Source organism: Streptomyces sp. PL-29, from assembly GCF_058344425.1.
In genome coordinates this window covers 2,911,205-2,929,324 of sequence record NZ_CP136996.1, presented here as the reverse complement: position 1 = coordinate 2,929,324, position 18,120 = coordinate 2,911,205, and the positions used below count along the sequence as shown (strand labels likewise).

Here is an 18,120-nt window from a genome sequence, read left to right as displayed (position 1 = left end):
GGCGTCGGCCACGGGCGTGCACCTTGCCGTGATGCAAGGGGGCGGTACGCACCCGTACCTGTACTCGTACCCGTCCCCGTAATCCGCGGACGCCGTGGGTCGGATTCGGTGGGGTGGGGGCTGCGGGTCGCCTCCCTCTTGCCTGACGATCCGTCAGGTACCACGATGGCCCGGCACCGGCAGGACGAATCGGCAGACGAAGGTGAGGCGGGTCCGCCATGGCGCGCGTGTTTCCGGAAGGTCGGCTGGTCTACGGGATGCAGCTCCCGGTCCAGTCGCAGAGCACCCTCTACGCCGAACCCTGGGAGGCATCGGCCGGAGCCGCCGATCTCGCCGAGATCGCGCGGGCCGCCGACCGGTCCGGCTTCGGCTACCTGGCCACCTGCGACCACGTGGCGATCCCGCGGCGCCTCGCGGGAGCCATGAGTACCGTCTGGTACGACCCGGTGGCCACCCTCTCCTTCCTCGCCGGGGTCACCGAGCGGGTCCGGCTGCTGAGCCACGTGGCGATACTCGGCCTGCGCCACCCGCTGGTCAGCGCCAAGCAGTACGCCACCCTCGACCACCTCTCCGGCGGCCGGCTGATCCTCGGCGTCGGCGCCGGCCATGTGGCGGAGGAGTTCGAGGTCCTCGGCGCGGACTTCGCGCGCCGCGGCGCCGTGCTCGACGAGACCCTCGACGCGCTGCGGGTGGCGCTCGGGCCCGAGGAGTACCCGGAGTTCGAGGGCGGGCGGTTCTCCTTCCGGGATCTCGGGCAGCGGCCCCGGCCCGCGCAGGAGCGGATCCCCGTCTGGGTGGGCGGCTCCTCGCCCGCCGCCGTCCGCCGGGCCGCCGTCCGCGGGGACGGCTGGCTCCCGCAGGGCGACCCGCGCGACCGGCTCCCGGAGCAGATCGCCCGTATCGCACGGCTGCGCGCGGAGGCCGGTGTCACCGGCCCCTTCGAGGTCGGCGCGATCACCGAGGCGCTGTACGTCGGCGAGCCCGGCTGGGACACCGGCCGCCGCACCCTCACCGGCAAGGCGGAGGCCCTCGCGGAGTCCCTGCGCGAGTACGGGGCGCTCGGCGTGGACCAGATCCAGGTCCGTTTCCGCAGCCGCGACCGCGCCGAGCTCGTCGATCAGATCACCGCCTTCGGGGCCGAAGTGGCCCCGCACCTCAACGACTAGGAGCACGGGCATGGGCAAGCTGGACGGGCGCGTCGTCGTCATCACCGGTGCGGCGCGCGGCCAGGGCGAGCAGGAGGCCCGGCTCTTCGCCGCCGAGGGTGCGAGGGTGCTCCTCGGGGACGTGCTGGACGAGCAGGGCGCGGCCGTGGCCCAGGAGATCGGCGAGGACCGGGCCCGGTACGTGCGGATGGACGTGCGCCGGGAGGGGGACTGGGCGGCGGCCGTCGCCGCCGCGAAGGAGTCCTTCGGTCGGATCGACGGCCTGGTCAACAACGCGGGCATCCTGCGCTTCAACGAGCTGGCCTCGACCCCGCTGGAGGAGTTCCGGCAGGTGGTCGAGGTCAACCAGGTGGGCGCCTTCCTCGGTATCAAGACCGTGGCGCCCGAGATCGAGGCGGCCGGCGGCGGCACCATCGTCAACACCTCCTCCTACACCGGCCTGACGGGCATGGCGTACGTCGGCGCCTATGCCGCGACCAAGGCGGCCGTCTTGGGTCTGACCCGGGTGGCCGCGTTGGAGCTGGCGGGCAGGGGGATCCGGGTCAACGCGATGTGCCCGGGCGCGGTGGACACCCCGATGGCCAATCCCGGCCTGCTGGACCCGGCGAACACCACCGACGAGGCCCGCGAGGCCATGGCGGAGCTCTACCGGCGGGTGGTCCCGATGGGGCGGGTGGGGCAGCCGGAGGAGATCGCCCGGCTGGCGCTCTTCCTGACCGGCGAGGACTCCTCGTACATCACCGGCCAGCCGTTCGTCATCGACGGCGGCTGGATGGCGGGGGTCAGCGTCCTGTAGCCGAGGCCGTCTGATGGAGCGTCAGGTATTGACGCTCCGGGTCCCGCGGTGGAACAGTCGGGGCATCGAATCTGACGCAACGTCAGAAAACAGAGGACGGTGAACCCCTTGGAATTCGGGCTCTTCGTGCAGGGATACGTGCCTGAGGCGCGGTCCAAGGTCGACCCCGAGGCGGAGCACAAGGCGCTGGTCGAGGAGACCGAGTACGTCATCCAGGCCGACAAGTCCGGCTTCAAGTACGCCTGGGCCTCCGAGCACCACTTCCTGGAGGAGTACTCGCACCTGTCGGCGAACGAGGTGTTCCTCGGCTACCTCGCGCACGCCACCGAACGCATCCACCTCGGCTCCGGCATCTTCAACCCGCTCGCCCCGGTGAACCACCCGGTCAAGGTGGCCGAGAAGGTCACCATGCTCGACCACCTCTCCCGGGGCCGCTTCGAGTTCGGCACCGGCCGTGGCGCGGGCAGCCACGAGATCCTCGGCTTCCTGCCCGGTATCGAGGACATGGACGCCACCAAGGAGATCTGGGAGGAGACCATCGCGGAGTTCCCCAAGATGTTCCTCCAGGAGGAGTACGAGGGGTTCCAGGGCAAGCACTGGTCGCTGCCGCCGCGCAAGGTCTTCCCCAAGCCGTACGGCAAGGCCCACCCGGCCATGTGGTACGCCGCCGGGTCGCCCTCCTCCTACGCGATGGCGGCCAGGAAGGGCCTCGGCGTGCTGGGCTTCAGCGTGCAGAAGGTCTCCGACATGGAATGGGTCCTCGACCAGTACAAGACGGCCATCAGGGAGGCGAAGGCGATCGGCGCCTTCGTCAACGACAACGTGATGGTCACCTCCACCGCGATCTGCGCCGAGACCCACGACAAGGCCGTGGAGATCGCCGTCAACGCCACCATGAACCGCTTCCAGTCGCTGGTCTTCCGCTACCACGACACCTTCCCGCGGCCCGAGGCGATCCCCCAGTGGCCCGAGACCCTGCCGGAGTACAACGCGGAGATCATCGAGCTCCTGATTGCCGAGGAGCTCCTCATCTGCGGCGACCCGTCGGAGGTCAGGGCCCAGTGCGAGCGCTGGGAGCAGGCGGGCGCGGACCAGCTCTCCTTCGGCCTGCCGACCGGCGTCTCCTACGAGGACACGATGACCACGATCAAGCTGATCGGCGAGCACGTGATCCCGCACATCGACACCGACCCGGTCCACCGTACGACCCGCTTCCGGCAGTCCGCCTGACCCCTGCGGGGCGCACCAACGGGGACGGCGTCTTCCCGGACCGCCGTCCCGCACCGGGCCCCGGCCGGGCGGCCACCCGCCGGGGCCGTCCCCGGCCCTGCCGGCGTTCGACGCGCGGGCACCGGGGCTCCGGCAGGCCGACCGCACCGCGAACACCGGCAGAAGGGACGTCATGCTCGACCACCTGATCAAGGGCGCGACCGTCGTGGACGGCACCGGCGCCCCCGCCCGCGTCGCCGACCTCGGCATACGCGACGGCCGCATCGCCGTCATCGCCGCGCCCGGCACCGTCACCGAAGGGGCCCGCACCAGCGAGGACGCCACCGGCCTCGTCCTGACCCCCGGCTTCGTCGACCCGCACACGCACTACGACGCCCAGCTCTTCTGGGACCCCTACGCCACGCCCTCCATGAACCACGGCGTCACCACCGTCGCCGGCGGGAACTGCGGCTTCACCCTGGCCCCGCTCAACCCGGCCCGCCCCGAGGACGCCGACTACACCCGCCGCATGATGAGCAAGGTCGAGGGCATGGCCCTCAAGGCCCTTGAAGAGGGCGTCGAATGGACCTGGTCCACCTTCGGCGAATACCTCGACGCCCTGGAGGGCCGGATCGCGGTGAACGCCGGGTTCATGGTCGGGCACTGCGCCCTGCGCCGCCACGTCATGGGCGAGGACGCCGTCGGCGGACAGCCCACCCCCGAGCAGATGCGGCAGATGCTCGACCTCTTCCACGACGCCATGAACGCCGGGGCCTGGGGCCTGTCCACCACCCAGTCCGCCACCCACTCCGACGGCGCGGGCGCGCCCGTCGCCTCCCGCCACGCCCGGCCCGCCGAACTCCTCGCCCTCTCCCGCGCCGTCGCCGAACACGAGGGCACCCAGCTCGAAGCGATCGTCGCCGGCTGCCTCGACCAGTTCTCCGACGAGGAGATCGACCTCTTCGTCGACATGAGCGCCGCCGCCGGACGGCCCCTGAACTGGAACGTCCTCACCATCGACGCCGCCGTCCCCGAACGGGTTCCGCGCCAGCTGATCCCCAGTGAGCGGGCCCGCAAGGCCGGCGGCCGCATCGTCGCGCTCACCATGCCGATCCTCACCCCCATGAACATGTCGCTCGGCACCTTCTGCGCACTGAACCTCATCCCCGGCTGGGGCGAGGTCCTCGGCCTGCCCGTCCCCGAACGGATCGCCCGACTCCGCGACCCCGCCGTACGCGCCGAGATGCTGCGCCGCGCCGACAGCAAGGAGGCCGGCGTCTTCCGCCGCCTCGCCGACTTCGGCCGCTATGTCATCGGCGACACCTACAGCAAGGAGAACGAGGGCCTCTCCGGGCGGGTCGTGAACGACATCGCTGCCGAACGCGGCCAGGACCCCTTCCAGTGCCTGGTGGAGATCTGCGCCAACGACGACCTGCGCACCGTGCTCTGGCCGATGCCCACCGACAACGACCCGGCGAGCTGGGCCCTGCGCGCCGAGACCTGGCAGCACGAGGACGTCCTGCTCGGCGGCTCCGACGCCGGAGCCCACCTGGACCGGATGTGCGGCGCCCCGTACACGACCCGCTTCCTCGGCGACTGCCTGCGCGGCCGCAAGCTCGTGCCGCTGGAGGAGGCGGTACGGATGCTCACGGACGACCCGGCCCGGCTGTTCGGGCTGCGCGAGCGCGGCCGGCTCACCGAGGGCTACCACGCCGACCTGGTCCTCTTCGACCCCGAACGGATCGACGCGGGCCCGGCCACCCTCGTCCATGACCTGCCCGGCGACAGCCCCCGCCTCGACGCCCGGGCCGTCGGCATCGTCTCGGTGCGGGTCAACGGCGTGGAGACCGTCCGCGACGACGAGGTGACCGGGGCGGTCCCCGGCATCGTGCTCCGGTCGGGCCGGGACACGAGGACGGTGAGCACCCGATGACCGCTCAACCCCTCTACATCGGCGGCGAGTGGGTGGAGCCGGCCGGCGGGCACTACGAGGTGGTCAACCCGGCCGACGCGTCGGTGGTCGGGCTCGCCCCCGAGGCCTCGCGCGCACAGGTCGCCGACGCGGCCCGCGCCGCAGCCGAGGCCTTCGACAGCTGGTCGCGCACGACACCGCAGGCCCGGGCGGCGATCCTCGACCGCGCGGCCGACATCATGCAGCGGGAGTTCGAGCCGTGGACGGCCCTCGCGCAGGCGGAGACCGGCGCGCCGACCGGGATCGCACGCGGCATGCAGGTCGGCGTCGGCGTCGCCCGCTTCCGCAGGTACGCCAAGGGCGCCCTGGAGCCCGTCGAGAAGGGGCTGCCGCCCCAGGTCACCGAGGCCGGCCCGATGGGGCGGGCGGGCATCCTGGGCGCGCTGGAGGTCCGCCAGCCGGTCGGCGTGGTCACCTGCATCACCTCCTACAACAACCCGTGGGCGAACCCGGCAGGCAAGGTGGCGCCCGCCCTCGCCATGGGCAACACGGTCGTCGTCAAACCGGCCCCGCAGGACCCGCTGTCCGTCTTCCGGATGGCGCAGGCGCTGCACGAGGCCGGGGTCCCGGCGGGCGTCGTCAACGTCGTGTCCGGGCAGTCGGTGGAGGTCGGCGAGGCCGCCGTGGACTCCCCGCACGTGGACATGGTGTCCTTCACCGGCTCCACCGGCGTCGGACAGCGCATCGCGGAGGTCTGCGGCCGCACGATGAAGCGGCAGCTGATGGAACTCGGCGGCAAGGGCGCGGCCGTCGTCATGGACGACGCCGACCTGGACGCGGCGGTGAGGGGCATCGGCACCACCTTCTCCTTCTACTCCGGCCAGATCTGCACCGCCCCGACCCGGGTCATCGTCCACCGGTCGGTGTACGGGCAGCTCATCGAGAAGCTCACCGGATACCTGTCCTTCATGAAGGTCGGCGACCCGGCGGCGGCCGGGACGGTGGTCGGCCCGGTGATCTCGGCGGCGCACCGCGACCGGGTGGAGTCGTACGTCGAGCTGGGGAAGAAGGAGGGGGCGCGGATCGCGTACGGCGGCGAGCGTCCGGTGGTCGGGGACGGGAAGGGCTTCTACGTGGCCCCGACCCTGCTCGTGGACTGCACGAACGACATGCGGGTGGTCCGCGAGGAGATCTTCGGCCCGGTCGTCGTGGTCGTCCCCTTCGACGGCGATGAGGACGAAGCGGTCCGACTGGCCAACGACAGCGACTTCGGCCTGCTCAGCTACGTGTGGTCCGGTGACGCGGCGCGCGCCTTCCGCATTGCGCGGCGGCTGCGCGCGGGCGGGGTCGGCGTGAACACCATCGGCCGCAACATGGAGGCCCCGTTCGGCGGCTTCAAGCGCAGCGGGGTCGGCCGGGACGTCGGCTCGTACGCCCTGCACGCCTACAGCGAGATCCAGTCGATCGTCTGGACGACGTAGCCCGCGGGCCGGATCCGGCCGGGGCAGGTGGCCCCGGCCGGGCACCGTGTTGCTACGGGTCCTGATCGTCCCCGTCGGCCCACGTGGAGCCGAGGGCCGCAGCGAGTTCGCTGCTGCCCCTCTGGAGCCGGGCGAAGTCCTTCGGGTCGGACCGCTCGATCCGTTGCAGTGCTGCGGCCGCCCGCTCCTCCGGCGGGCTGCCGTCATTGGGCAGCCGCCAGTCGAAGTACAGCCGCAGCGGCCGCCCCTTCACGTCGACGCCGCGCCAGCCGCCCCACACCGCCTCGTCGCCGTCCCGGCGAACCGTCACGTACAGGGCGCCACAGCAGCCCTCCGTGCAGTACGCCTGGGCGAGCCGCAGCTCCCGCGGCTGCGGTCCGGCACGCAGGCCGAAGTGGTCGACCAGATACTCCGGGACCTGCCCGTCCGGCTCGATGCCGTGGCGGAACAGGGCGTAGTCGTGGAGGGAGGTCGTCCGGGAGGTGAGCGCCGGGCGCTCTGCGCGGGCGCTCACCGGGCGGGGTGGGACTCGATTCCGTGGGTCATGCCCCGCAGCATGCCGCAGTGATCATCCGGCGTCCAGCGAGAAGGCCGCCTCGCCGCGCACACGGCCGTTGACCTGGAGCTGCACCAGGTGCTCACCGGAGTGGTAGCGGCGGGTGGTGATCGGCTTGAAGGAGTGCCGCTTGGTGCCGGCCAGGGTTGCGCCGGGGGCCAGCGGGCGGGTGACGAGCTTGAACACCTTGGGGGTGCGGGTGCCGTTCGCCTTGGTGTGGTGCACGACGTAGTCGATCACCAGCTCGGCCGGGAGCTCGCCGGTGTTCGTGACCGCGTAGTCGAAGACGAGGTACTCCCCGACGGCGACCCGCGGGGTGGTCACCACCGGCCCGTGCACGGTGACCGGTACGTCCGGGGCGTGGCCGAGGAGGGTCAGCGCCTCGGGCCGGCCGGCCTTGATCAGGGTGCGCAGGCCGTGCCGTACGACGCGGTCCGTCGTGGCGGCGGGCTCGGCCAGCCAGCGGGCCGCCGTCTCGACGGCGAGGGCGGGGTGGTCCCGGCCGATGTCGTTGAGGTGGTTGGAGACGGACCGGCGGACGTACTCGGACGCGTCGCGGTGGAGGGCGTCCAGTACCGGCAGGGCCGGGCGGGGGTCGGCGACGAACGCGGGCAGCTGCGGGGCCCACGGGAGCCGGGGCCGGGTGCCCTCGCTGGCGAGGCGCCGTACGTGCGGATCCGGGTCCCCGGTCCACGTCCGTACGACGGCCAGCGCGCGGTCGGGGTCGGCGCGCAGGAAGGGCCGCACCGCGGATTCGGCGGTCAGCCGGGAGGTGAGGTCGTGCAGCAGCTCCAGACCGGGCTCGAACACCTCCAGCCCGCGGACGGCCACCGCCTCGTTGACGGGGAAGGTCATCCACCCCTCGAAGGCGGGCTCGGCGAGGGCCGTGCGCACGACGGCCTCGAAGCCGGGCCAGTCCTCGGGGAGGTCGGCGAGGACCGCGTCGCGGACCGCGGCGACCCGGCCGCTGTACGACAGCCCGTCGAGCGCGGTGGCGCAGGCGGTCAGGGCGGGCGCGGACCCGGTGGCGCCGGCCCGCGCCAGCAGGCCGGCCAGGGTGGTGACGGTGTCCGCGCTGAGGAGCTCATCGGCCGTGGGCATGGGGACAGTCTCGCGGATCGCGCGCCCGGCCGAGGACTCCCCGACGGCTCGTCCGGGGCGGCCCGCCCCGGACGAGCCGGGCCGGTGAGCGGGCCCACGGCAAACCGGTCCGCATCCCGCGTTACCGCTGGGCACCGCAAAGTCACGAGGGAAACTTTGGAAAAGTGCAAATCGGACATGCCTGCGGTTTCCGCATCATGAAAGACCCCAGGTCGGACCTGTTGAATTACGGGGAGATGCTGGAGTGAACCTTGCATTAAGCGATCGCAAATCGTCCCGAACTCAAGATTCCAAGGCGTCGAAGACTCTTTACATCCGGACTTCGATCATCCACATGTGGAAAACGCACCATCTAACGTCCTGACTCATGACTCAGCTGGACGTTCGGCCTCAGGCCGGAGACACGGTAAGCGGCGTGGCCGGGGGCGTACGCGGCAAGGGACTCGGCGGCAATTCCGTCGGGCTCGTGGGCAACGCCGTCATCGGCGTATCGACGGTCGCCCCCGTCTACTGCCTGACGGCCACCCTCGGTCCCACGGTCAGCGAGGTCGGCGTCCAGATGCCGGCCGTCTTCCTGGCCGGATTCATCCCCATGCTGCTGGTGGCCTTCGCCTACCGCGCCCTGAACAAAGCGGTCCCCGACTGCGGCACCTCCTTCACCTGGTCGGTGAAGGCCTTCGGCCCCCGCGTCGGCTGGATGTGCGGCTGGGGCCTGCTGGTCGCCACGGTCGTCGTGCTCTCCAACCTCGCCGGCGTGGCCACCAACTTCTTCTACCTCCTCGTGGGCGAACTGAGCGGCAGCGCCGACCTCGCCGCGCTGGACGACAACAAGTTCGTCCACATCCTCACCACCCTGGTCTTCATCGCGATCGCCACCGCGATCAGCTACCGCGGCATCACCGCCACCAAGTGGGTCCAGTACATCCTGGTCGGCCTCCAGCTCACGGTGCTGGCGCTGTTCGCCTACCTGGCCATCACCAAGTCCGACGAGGTCGCGGGCTCGCTCGCCTTCTCGTGGTCCTGGATGAACCCCTTCGCCGTCGAGTCGCTCGCCGCCTTCACGGCCGGCCTCTCCCTCTCGATCTTCATCTACTGGGGCTGGGACGCCTGTCTGTCCGTCAACGAGGAGAGCGTCGGCAGCGCCAAGACGCCCGGCCGCGCGGCGATGCTCGCCATGGTCGTCATCGTCTCCTCGTACCTGGTCGTCGCCATCGCCGCCCAGATGTACGCCGGTGTCGGCACCGAGGGCAACGGCCTCGGCAACGAGCAGACCGCGGACAACGTCTTCGCCACCCTCGCCGAGCCGATCATGGGCTCCGGTCTCGGGGTGTTGCTCTTCGTCGCGGTCCTGGCCTCCGCCGCCGCGAGCCTGCAGACCACCTTCATCCCGGTGGCGCGCACGGTCCTGTCGATGAGCACCTACGAAGCCCTGCCGACCTCCTTCGCCAAGGTCCACCCCCGCTTCAAGACCCCGGGCCGCGCCACCGTCATGGCGGGCATCGCCACCGGCGTCTTCTACACGGTGATGACGCTGGTCAGCGAGAACGTACTGATCGACACGATCTACGCCCTCGGCCTCATGATCTGCTTCTACTACTCGATCACGGCCTTCGCCTGCGTCTGGTTCTTCCGCGCGGACCTGCGCTCCTCGGCCCGCGACCTCCTCGTGAAGGGCATCCTGCCGGGCATCGGCGGCCTCATGCTCGCCGCGGTCTTCTTCCAGACCATGTACGACATGTGGGACCCGGCCTACGGCTCCGGCTCCTCGCTCTTCGGCGTGGGCAGCGTCTTCGTCATCGGAGTGGGCCTGCTCCTCCTGGGCGTGGTCGTCATGCTGATCACCCAGCGCCGCAGCCCGGCCTTCTTCCGCGGCGAGGTCCTGACGAAGTCCACCCCGGCCCTGGTGGTCGAGGACTGACCCCCGCGCCGAACGCACCCGCCGAGTCATCCCCGCGGCCCCGGATCGATTCCCCCGATCCGGGGCCGCCGGCGTTCGCGGCGTTCGCGGCGTTCCCGGCGGCCGGTGCGGCCGGTGCGGCCGAACGGCAGGGGGCGGTGGACCGGCAGGAGCCACTCCAAAGGGGCGGGCCAGGTGGTGACTCCGGGGTGGCGGGGTCGTTGGGCCGGTCATGACTGCCATGAAGCGCACCCTTGCCGCCCTGGTCCTGTCCGGCGGAGCCGCCCTCGCGCTGGTTCCCGGCGCCGCGCACGCCGCCGACGAGCCCTCCGGGGCGGCGCCGCTCGTCGGCCGTGTCGTCGACCTCGCCGACCACCCCGCGCAGACCGTCCAGGACGCCAAGACGGCGGTCGGTGTGACCAAGGGCGCGGTCGGTTCCGCCTCGAAGGCGACCGACAGCTCCCTCGCGGGCGCCGGCACGGCCCTCGACGCCGGGCTGCCGAAGGCCCCGAAGGCCGGCTGAGCCCGGCCCGCGGCCCCGCAGGCGGCGCCGGCCCGATTCAGGCCAGGGGCGAATATCGGCCACATAGGTGCTGAGCTGGGTAAATGCGTTTTCCGGGGCGGGTGGTACGACCTAAGATCGATTCCGCTGACGGCCCCGGACCAGCCGCGCATGCCGCTGCTCGGGGGGAGCGACAGGCTTCGTCGCCGGTCCCGTAGGGCCGCTCAGCCCTTTCCGTCCTACCTACGCTTTCTGCGTGCTCTGCGTGCTCTGCGTGCTCTGCGTGATCGAGAGCGGCCCGTCCGCCTGCGATCAGGCGGACGGGCCGGGGACGTTCTCCGGCCGGTGCCGCTCATGGTGCCGTTGCCGCCGCTGCCCGCGTTGCCCGGGCACGGCCCGGTCTCCTCTCAGGGGCGCCAGCGCGGGGCGTCGTAGCCCGGGTTCGAGGGCTCGGGGAAGTGGAACGGCACGCCGAGGTGGTCGGCCAGGGTGCGGCCCGCCTCGGCGGCGGCCTCGGCCCGGTCGCGGTCCCGGCGGCTGTGGACGGTGGCCAGGTGGCGCTCCCCGGCGGGGTCGTCGGTGATCGCCAGGAGTTTCACGAACCAGTCGTGGACGGTGTCCCCGTCCCAGACCGCCTCGATCGCCGCAACCCGCCCCGGCAGGCCGCTCGTCAGGGCGGACAGGGACTCCAGGTCCAGCGGACTCTCGGGGGTGCGGGCGATCCGGTCGCCGTGGAGGACGTACCGCTCGTGGACCAGCAGCTGGGCCTCGTGCAGACCGACGCCGCGGGCGCGTCCGGCGTCCCACACGAGCTTCACGGCCTGCATCAGGCGGTCCTGGAGGACGTAACCGTCGACCTGGGCGCGGATTCCCGCCGGGAGCGACTCCCAGTGATGCGCGTCCCGCGCCTGCGTGCCCGGCATGTCCGTCCGCTCCCCTCGACAGGTGTCCGGCCGTCAGGATCCCCGGCGGAAGGGCCCGCCGTCGACTGGATTTCACCCCCGACGGGCCGGACGGAATGGCTCCGCAAGCAGCGGGAGTTGCACGGCGCATGACGACCGACATACGTGACGACGCCGAGCGATCGTTCCTCTTCGTCCTCGGCAGCTCCCGCCCGGACGGCAACACCGAGATCCTCGCCCGGGCAGCGGCCGAACAACTGCCCACCGGCATCCCGCAGCGCTGGGTGGACCTCGCGAAGGACCCGCTGCCCGACTTCCAGGACGGCCGGCACGAGGACGGGACCTGGCCCGTGAGCGAGCAGGAGGAGGAACTGCGCCGGGCCACGCTGGAGGCCACCGACATCGTGATCGCCTCGCCGCTGTACTGGTACGCGGTCTCCGCCGGCACCAAGCGCTACCTCGACTACTGGTCCGGCTGGCTGGGAGTACCCGGCATGGACTTCAAGAAGCGGATGGGCGGCCGCACGCTGTGGGGCGTCACGGCGATGGCCGAGGAGAACGAGGCCACCGCGGGCGGGCTGATCACCAGCCTCAACAACACGGCCGCCTACATGGGGATGCGCTTCGGCGGGGTCCTGCTCGGCAACGGCTCCCGGCCCGGCCAGGTGCGCGCCGACGAGCGCGCGCTGACCCGCGCCAAGACCTTCTTCGCGCGCGAGGCCCCGCTCGCCCGGTTCCCCGCGGAGGAGGAGACCGGGGAGCGGTAGCCGCGCCGCCGCTCAGCCGGTGGCGGTGACGCCGCCCAGGAACGCGGTCCAGACGCCGGGGGTGACGGCCAGCTCGGGGCCGGCCGTCACCTTCGAGTCCCGGACGTGCACGGCGCCGGGGCAGGCGGCGACCTCGACGCAGCTGTCGCCCTCGCTGCCGCTGTACGTGGACTTGTGCCAGGAGAGAGCGACCTCGACGCAGTCGTCGCCCTCGCTTCCGCTGTAGCTGCTCTTGAACCATCGCAAGTCGGAGCTGTTCACAGGGAACCTCGCATTCGCATCAACAGGCCCGCGCTGTCCGCCGGATTGAGGGCCTGGATGCGAAGTTTGGCATACCGCTGGTGGAGCACGCTGATGGCTTTCGGGTCGGTGATGACCTGGCCGGTCTTCTGCCCCTCGCTGTAGCCCAGCCACTCGTGTTCATCGGTTTCCAGGAGTTGGAAGGGGCCGTCGGTGCCCGCGTGCACCGGCTGGACCAGCGGCATGATCTGGACGTCCACGTTGGGCAGGTCCCCGCACTCCAGGAGCCGGTCGACCAGCTCCCGCGTGACCTGCGGCCCGCCCGTCCGCCGCTCGATCAGCGCCTGCTCGATGACGAAGCTGAAGAGGGCGTAGGGGGTGCGGTGGAGCAGCTTCTGCCGTTCCAGCCGCACCGCGACACGGGCCTCCGCCTCCTCCGGGGTGGCCAGCGGCGGGACGTTGTCGATGAGGGCACGGGCGTACGACTCCGGCTGGAGGAGCCCCGGCACGGACCGGCACTCGTACGTATTGAGGGTGACGGCCACTTCCTCCAGCTCCGCCCACCGCCGGAACCACGTCGCCAGGCCGCGCCGCCGCGTCAGCTGCCGCGCCGCGATGTCGATGACGCCGAAGGTGTCCAGGACCGCCTCGGTCTTGTTCACGAACTTCTGCGACGGGTGGCGGCGGCCCTGCTCGACGGAGCCGACGTACTGCACCGAGTACCCGATCAGCGGGGCCAGTTGCTCCTGGGTCAGGCCGGCGCGTTTGCGGGAGGCCTTGACCGTCTCGCCGAAGCTGCGCAGGTTGTCGTCCGGCTCGACCTCGCCGTCACCGCTGCCGTCGGCACTCACCATGGCGGTCACCTCCCCGATCCCCGACAGGCAGATTCACGCACGGTGACCGCGTCTGTCCAGGGAGTGGACTCGTACAGTTGGTTTGTACGAGTCCGGGTGGTGTTGAACGAGCCTGGTCGGGCGGGATGTTGGCGCCATGACCGCACCTTCCGGCCGCGCCCGGACCCTCGTACGCGTGTTCACTCAGCGTTTCACCAGCACCCGCCGCGGGGCCCGGCTGGCCCGACAGCTGGCCCTCGTCGAGCTTCATGCCTGGGGCTTCCCCGAATCCACCGCGTTCTCCGCCGACGCCGGGCTCCTCGTGGCCGAGCTCGCCGCCAACGCCGTCCGGCACGGGCGGGTCCCGGGGCGGGACTTCGAGCTGAAGCTGACGCTCCTGGAGGAACTCCTGCGCATCGAGGTCTCCGACGCCCGCCGCGACCGCCGCCCGGTGCTGCGGCCGCACGCCTACGAGGCGGAGGCCGGCTACGGCCTGCGCCTCGTGGACGCCGTCGCCGCCGACTGGGGCGTCACGGACCGCGTCATCGGCAAGACGGTCTGGGCCGAGCTGCCGCGCCGCCGGACGGCCCACCCACCGGGCACGGGTACTCCGGTGCGCCGCCTGTAAACCGGCGGGTAAGCTCCGCATGCCCGTGCGGCCGTGATCGTCACAGGCCCGGGCTCACCGGAACTGGGGGGTTCATGAGATTCCTGCCCATGGGCAGAAGAGCGCAGATCAGACGTGCCAGAGGACGCGGCCTCGCCTCGGGGGCCCTGCTGCTGACGCTGCTGGCCTCGCTCACGGGCCAGGCCGGTACCGCGCTCGCGGTGTCGGCCGAGCCTCCTGCTGCCGCTTCGCTCCGGGAGGAGGCCGGGGCGGGTGCGCCGTCGGCCGCCCCGACAGGCCCGCAGGCGGCACCGAAGAAGGACCCCGCGGCGGAGCGCGAGGCGCAGCGCCAGGCAGAGGTGCGGGCTCTGCAACAGAGCGAGGTGACAGACGTCTGCCCTGCGGAGCTGGCTCCGCGCGCGGTCGTCAACTGCATGATCAAGGGCGGCCAGACCGCATCCTTCGCGCTCACCCTGCCGCAGCAGAAGGACATGGTCCGCTACCGGGCCGTCACGTCCAGGACGTTCGTGGTAACCAAGCTGATCGCGCCGGACGGCACCACGGTGAGCTGCCGACTGATCGAGAGCAGGTACCACTGCCCCACGAACGGTGCGGGGACGTACTCGCTGCAGATCGCGAACAACTACCCCGGGGCTGACGACAGCGACCTGTCCATCTCGTACCTCGCTCTGCTCTCCGCCACGTGCGAGAGCGTGAGCGCCGCCGACAGCAGGCTCGGCGCCCCGAGGGTCATACAGGGGCAGGTGCCGGTCGGCTCGACGGACTGCTACGCCCTGTCCCTTGCAGCGGACGACATGCTGCGCGCCACCGTCCACGAGGGCTATGCCGTCACCACGGACATCTACGACGGTGACGGCAACAAGCTCTGCGTCCCCCCGAACTATTCCTACCTCGACTGCAGGCTCACGGGCGCCGCACCCTTCCGGGTCGTCACCAGCGGTTCGGAGTATCCCTACAAGCTCACCTTCGCACGGCTCTCCAAGCCGGAAGGGTGTCCCGTGGTGGAGCCGCAGGTGTTCGGCACCTCGCCCGACCTGAGCTCCACCGTGCCGTGCAGGCTCATGCGGGCCACGCACTCCGCCCGGTACACCTTCGGCCCCGTCGTCACCGCGTCGTACTACGCGCCTCAGGGACATCTGCTCTCGTCGGACGCGACGTCAAGGCACGACGAATGCTGGCGCGGAACCTGTGACCTGACCGCCGGCGACTACACGTGGGTGAACTACACCCAGGTGCTGGACAGCTCGCCGTACGGCATGGCGTTCCACTCGGCCAAGGAGACCCGCGGCTGCACCACGACCCACGACAACGGACTGGCCACCGGTCCCGTCAACGCCGTCTTCGCTGCACCCGGACAGCGACTGTGCCTGACCCTGCCGACCGCAAGCGGAAACGGCGTCTACCTGCTCAACCCTGCGCCCCTGAACGGACTCCACGTCGTGGTCAACGACGCGTCGGGCAAAGAGCAGTGCGAACTGAACGGCCCTCTCGGTGCCACGTCTGTCACCTGCAAGCTGACCGGCACCGCCCCCTTCAGGGCGGTGCTCAGCGGAACGCCGGGCACGTACGGGCTGACCAGCCACCGGACCGGCGACCACACCGGCTGCGCTGCATGGCCCCGCACCGGCTTCGACGGCTCTGCGGGGGCTCAGATTACGGGGGTAAAGCACGCTTGCCTGAGCATTCCGGCCGACCAGCACTCCACCGCTGAGCTGGTCGACCGCGTTGACGCGGACGGTCGAGGGGGCCTGGTCCAGCTGTTCGACCCGTCGGGTACTGCTGCGTGCACCGGAGTCGTACCCGTCAGCTGCCGACTCGCTCCCGGGGTGTCCTACACGGCGCTGGTGGAGAGCGCCGGAATGTACTCCGTCAAGTTGGCACGGCGGGACGTTTCCCCCGCGGCGACGTGCACGGCCACGGTGTCCACCAAGGTGGGCGGTCCGTCCCTTCCCGTCGTGCTCGGCGCGCCTCTGGACGCCCGCTGCCTGCGTATCGGCGGTGCCGCGACCGACAAGTTCTGGCTGGGCGACCGCATGGCCGGGTGGTACCTGAAGAACATCACCGCCACCTGGCTCACGGTCCTCGACGCGGACGGCAACCTGCTCTGCCAGCAGGCGAACAGCCTCCCGTGCAAGGTGACGGGCTCGACCGCCTACACGGCCGTGCTGTCGGCCCGCCTGTACGCCGACCAGCCCGTCAGCAGCGCCATGGACATATGGAAGGTGGGCACGGCCGCCGGCTGGGCGCCCGAGTGCATGGCCAACTCGGTCTCCGTCGACGGTTTCGCCTTGCGAGGCGGAGTGCTCTCGGAGACGTCGACCGCGCACTGCGCCGTGGTCGACATGAATCCCGGGGAGTCTTTCTACGTCACCGGTTTCACGACCAACGCCGACAAGAACACGCCCGCTCCTGCGCTGAGCCTGCACGACGGCCGCGAGTGGAGTACCGCAGATCCCCAGTACGGCTGTAGGCAGCAGTGGGACCAGTTCAGCGCCTACTGCAAGGCGGACCAGGAGGCCGAGCCTGCGCAGGGCCTCCTGATGCTGAGCGCCGGCAGGACCCCGACGCCGGCCGTCTACGGCATGCGCGGGGCATGTGGCCAGTGTTACGTGCCGGAGATCGAGGCCCCGGCCTCGATCAGCCCCGACACCAGTGCGGCGAACACCCAGACGCGGGCCGTCGTCCGAGGTACCTCGCTCACTCTGAAGACCCGCATGAAGCTGGCGCGTGAGGGAAGCGGTCAGCAGGCGCTCCTGACCCCGCTCGCCGTCAACGCGGACGGCACCGAGCTAACCGTCCAGGTGGACACCAGGGGCCTGGAGCCGGCCGCGTACGATCTGGTTCTCGACGGCGTCGGCTACACGGCCGGGGTGCCCTCGCGTGGATACCTGCCGAAGGCCTACACCGTCACCGAGCCCGTCCCGGCCCCCGCCCCGAAGGGCAGCCGGTTCGTGCCGCACGGCCCGGCACGGTTCCTGGACACCCGTGACGGCACGGGTGCGGCGAAGCGGCGGGTCGGTCCGGGCGGGGTCGTCACCCTGCAGGTCGCGGGCGTGAAGGGCGTTCCGGCCACCGGGGTCACGGCGGTCGTCATGAACGTGACCGCCGTCCAGCCGACCGAGGCCGGTCACGTGATGGTCTACCCGAACGGGCAGGCCGTCCCCAAGGTGTCGAACCTGAACTTCACGCCCGGGCAGATCGTCCCCAATCTGGTGACGGTGCCGGTGGTCAACGGCAAGGTCGACCTGCGCAACAACGCCGGTTCGGTGGACCTGATCGCCGACGTGACGGGCTACTACACCGACCAGGCCGGGGCCGGCTCCGCGCTGAACCCGATCACGCCGGCACGGTTCCTGGACACCCGTGACGGCACGGGTGCGACCAAGCGGCGGGTCGGTCCGGGCGGGGTCGTCACCCTGCAGGTCGCGGGCGTGAAGGGCGTTCCGGCCACCGGGGTCACGGCGGTCGTCATGAACGTGACCGCCGTCCAGCCGACCGAGGCCGGTCACGTCACCGTCTACCCCAATGGGCAGGCGGCCCCGGGCGTGTCCAACCTCAACTTCACGCCCGGGCAGATCGTCCCCAACCTGGTGACGGTGCCGGTGGTGAACGGCAAGGTCGACCTGCGGAACAACTCGGGCTCGGTGGACCTCATCGCCGACGTCACCGGCTACTACGCGGCCGAGGGGTCGGTGTTCTCCGCGGCGGGCCCGGTCCGCCTCCTCGACACCCGTGACGGCACCGGCGCCCGCGCCGGGGCGGTCGGTCCGGGCGGTTCGGTGAGCCTCCAGGTCGCAGGGGCCGCGGGAGTGCCCGCGCAAGGAGTGACCGCCGTCGTCCTGAACGTCACGGTCACCAACCCCACCGAGGCCAGCCACCTGATCGTCCACCCCCACGGGGCCGCACGGCCGGGCGTCTCGAACCTCAACTACATCGCCGGGCGGACCGTCGCCAACCTGGTGGTCGTGCCCGTCGTGGACGGGCGGGTGACGTTCTTCAACAACTCCGGCTCCACCGACGTGATCGCCGACCTGAACGGCTACTTCACGTCCTGAGGATCCGGCAGCGCTGAACCGGGGCCCGTCCGATCGCACGATCGGGCGGGCCCCGCTGCTGTCCGCGGGGACCGG

At 71.3% G+C, this 18,120-nt stretch carries 15 protein-coding genes; 10 read left to right on the top strand and 5 right to left on the bottom strand.

The features are described 5' to 3' along the window. Nucleotides 1-218 precede the first annotated feature (218 nt). The 5 genes from R4Z63_RS13275 (at nt 219) to R4Z63_RS13255 (ending at nt 6,564) form a co-directional block, all read left to right on the top strand. Complete coding sequence (locus tag R4Z63_RS13275; RefSeq protein ID WP_384453197.1) at nt 219-1,166, top strand: TIGR03619 family F420-dependent LLM class oxidoreductase; 948 nt, start codon at nt 219-221, stop codon at nt 1,164-1,166. 10 nt (nt 1,167-1,176) lie between these two features. Further along, nucleotides 1,177-1,962, top strand: a complete 786-nt coding sequence (locus R4Z63_RS13270; RefSeq protein ID WP_384453195.1) for an SDR family NAD(P)-dependent oxidoreductase — start codon at nt 1,177-1,179, stop codon at nt 1,960-1,962. Between the two features lie 108 nt (nt 1,963-2,070). Continuing rightward, nucleotides 2,071-3,192: an LLM class flavin-dependent oxidoreductase gene (locus tag R4Z63_RS13265; RefSeq protein WP_037924948.1), complete on the top strand. Its 1,122-nt coding sequence runs from the start codon at nt 2,071-2,073 to the stop codon at nt 3,190-3,192. 172 nt (nt 3,193-3,364) lie between these two features. After that, nucleotides 3,365-5,104: an N-acyl-D-amino-acid deacylase family protein gene (locus tag R4Z63_RS13260; protein ID WP_384453192.1), complete on the top strand. Its 1,740-nt coding sequence runs from the start codon at nt 3,365-3,367 to the stop codon at nt 5,102-5,104. Continuing rightward, nucleotides 5,101-6,564: an aldehyde dehydrogenase family protein gene (locus R4Z63_RS13255; RefSeq protein WP_037924953.1), complete on the top strand. Its 1,464-nt coding sequence runs from the start codon at nt 5,101-5,103 to the stop codon at nt 6,562-6,564. Before R4Z63_RS13260 ends, R4Z63_RS13255 begins: the two co-directional genes overlap by 4 nt. 52 nt (nt 6,565-6,616) lie before the next feature. Here R4Z63_RS13255 and R4Z63_RS13250 read toward each other — a convergent pair whose 3' ends face one another. Together R4Z63_RS13250 and R4Z63_RS13245 are read right to left on the bottom strand one after the other, a co-directional pair. Next, on the bottom strand, nt 6,617-7,078 hold the full coding sequence (locus tag R4Z63_RS13250) for a hypothetical protein (protein WP_384453187.1): 462 nt from the start codon (nt 7,076-7,078) through the stop codon (nt 6,617-6,619). Between the two features lie 54 nt (nt 7,079-7,132). Continuing rightward, nucleotides 7,133-8,221: a DNA alkylation repair protein gene (locus tag R4Z63_RS13245; RefSeq protein WP_384453184.1), complete on the bottom strand. Its 1,089-nt coding sequence runs from the start codon at nt 8,219-8,221 to the stop codon at nt 7,133-7,135. 367 nt (nt 8,222-8,588) lie between these two features. On the opposite strand from R4Z63_RS13245, the gene R4Z63_RS13240 reads away from it, so the two are divergent. Further along, nucleotides 8,589-10,139 carry an APC family permease gene (locus tag R4Z63_RS13240; protein ID WP_037924959.1) on the top strand — a complete coding sequence of 517 codons (1,551 nt, stop codon included), beginning with the start codon at nt 8,589-8,591 and terminating at the stop codon, nt 10,137-10,139. Nucleotides 10,140-10,359: 220 nt separating this feature from the next. Continuing rightward, nucleotides 10,360-10,641 (top strand): hypothetical protein, encoded by a 282-nt coding sequence (locus tag R4Z63_RS13235; RefSeq protein ID WP_236647736.1) that lies wholly within the window; start codon nt 10,360-10,362, stop codon nt 10,639-10,641. Between the two features lie 386 nt (nt 10,642-11,027). Here the strand turns inward: R4Z63_RS13235 and R4Z63_RS13230 are convergent, their stop codons facing one another. Further along, complete coding sequence (locus tag R4Z63_RS13230; protein ID WP_384453180.1) at nt 11,028-11,543, bottom strand: hypothetical protein; 516 nt, start codon at nt 11,541-11,543, stop codon at nt 11,028-11,030. Between the two features lie 128 nt (nt 11,544-11,671). On the opposite strand from R4Z63_RS13230, the gene R4Z63_RS13225 reads away from it, so the two are divergent. Next, nucleotides 11,672-12,289, top strand: a complete 618-nt coding sequence (locus R4Z63_RS13225; RefSeq protein ID WP_384453178.1) for a flavodoxin family protein — start codon at nt 11,672-11,674, stop codon at nt 12,287-12,289. Nucleotides 12,290-12,301: 12 nt separating this feature from the next. Here R4Z63_RS13225 and R4Z63_RS13220 read toward each other — a convergent pair whose 3' ends face one another. Then, complete coding sequence (locus tag R4Z63_RS13220; RefSeq protein WP_384453175.1) at nt 12,302-12,550, bottom strand: DUF397 domain-containing protein; 249 nt, start codon at nt 12,548-12,550, stop codon at nt 12,302-12,304. Next, nucleotides 12,547-13,383: a helix-turn-helix domain-containing protein gene (locus R4Z63_RS13215; protein WP_384453172.1), complete on the bottom strand. Its 837-nt coding sequence runs from the start codon at nt 13,381-13,383 to the stop codon at nt 12,547-12,549. The genes R4Z63_RS13220 and R4Z63_RS13215 overlap by 4 nt, the downstream gene beginning before the upstream one ends. Nucleotides 13,384-13,519: 136 nt before the next feature. Here R4Z63_RS13215 and R4Z63_RS13210 point away from each other — a divergent pair, with 136 nt between their 5' ends. Both R4Z63_RS13210 and R4Z63_RS13205 read left to right on the top strand, forming a co-directional pair. Further along, nucleotides 13,520-13,990 (top strand): ATP-binding protein, encoded by a 471-nt coding sequence (locus R4Z63_RS13210; RefSeq protein ID WP_384453169.1) that lies wholly within the window; start codon nt 13,520-13,522, stop codon nt 13,988-13,990. 89 nt (nt 13,991-14,079) lie between these two features. After that, on the top strand, nt 14,080-18,045 hold the full coding sequence (locus tag R4Z63_RS13205; RefSeq protein WP_384453166.1) for a hypothetical protein: 3,966 nt from the start codon (nt 14,080-14,082) through the stop codon (nt 18,043-18,045). Nucleotides 18,046-18,120: the final 75 nt, after the last annotated feature.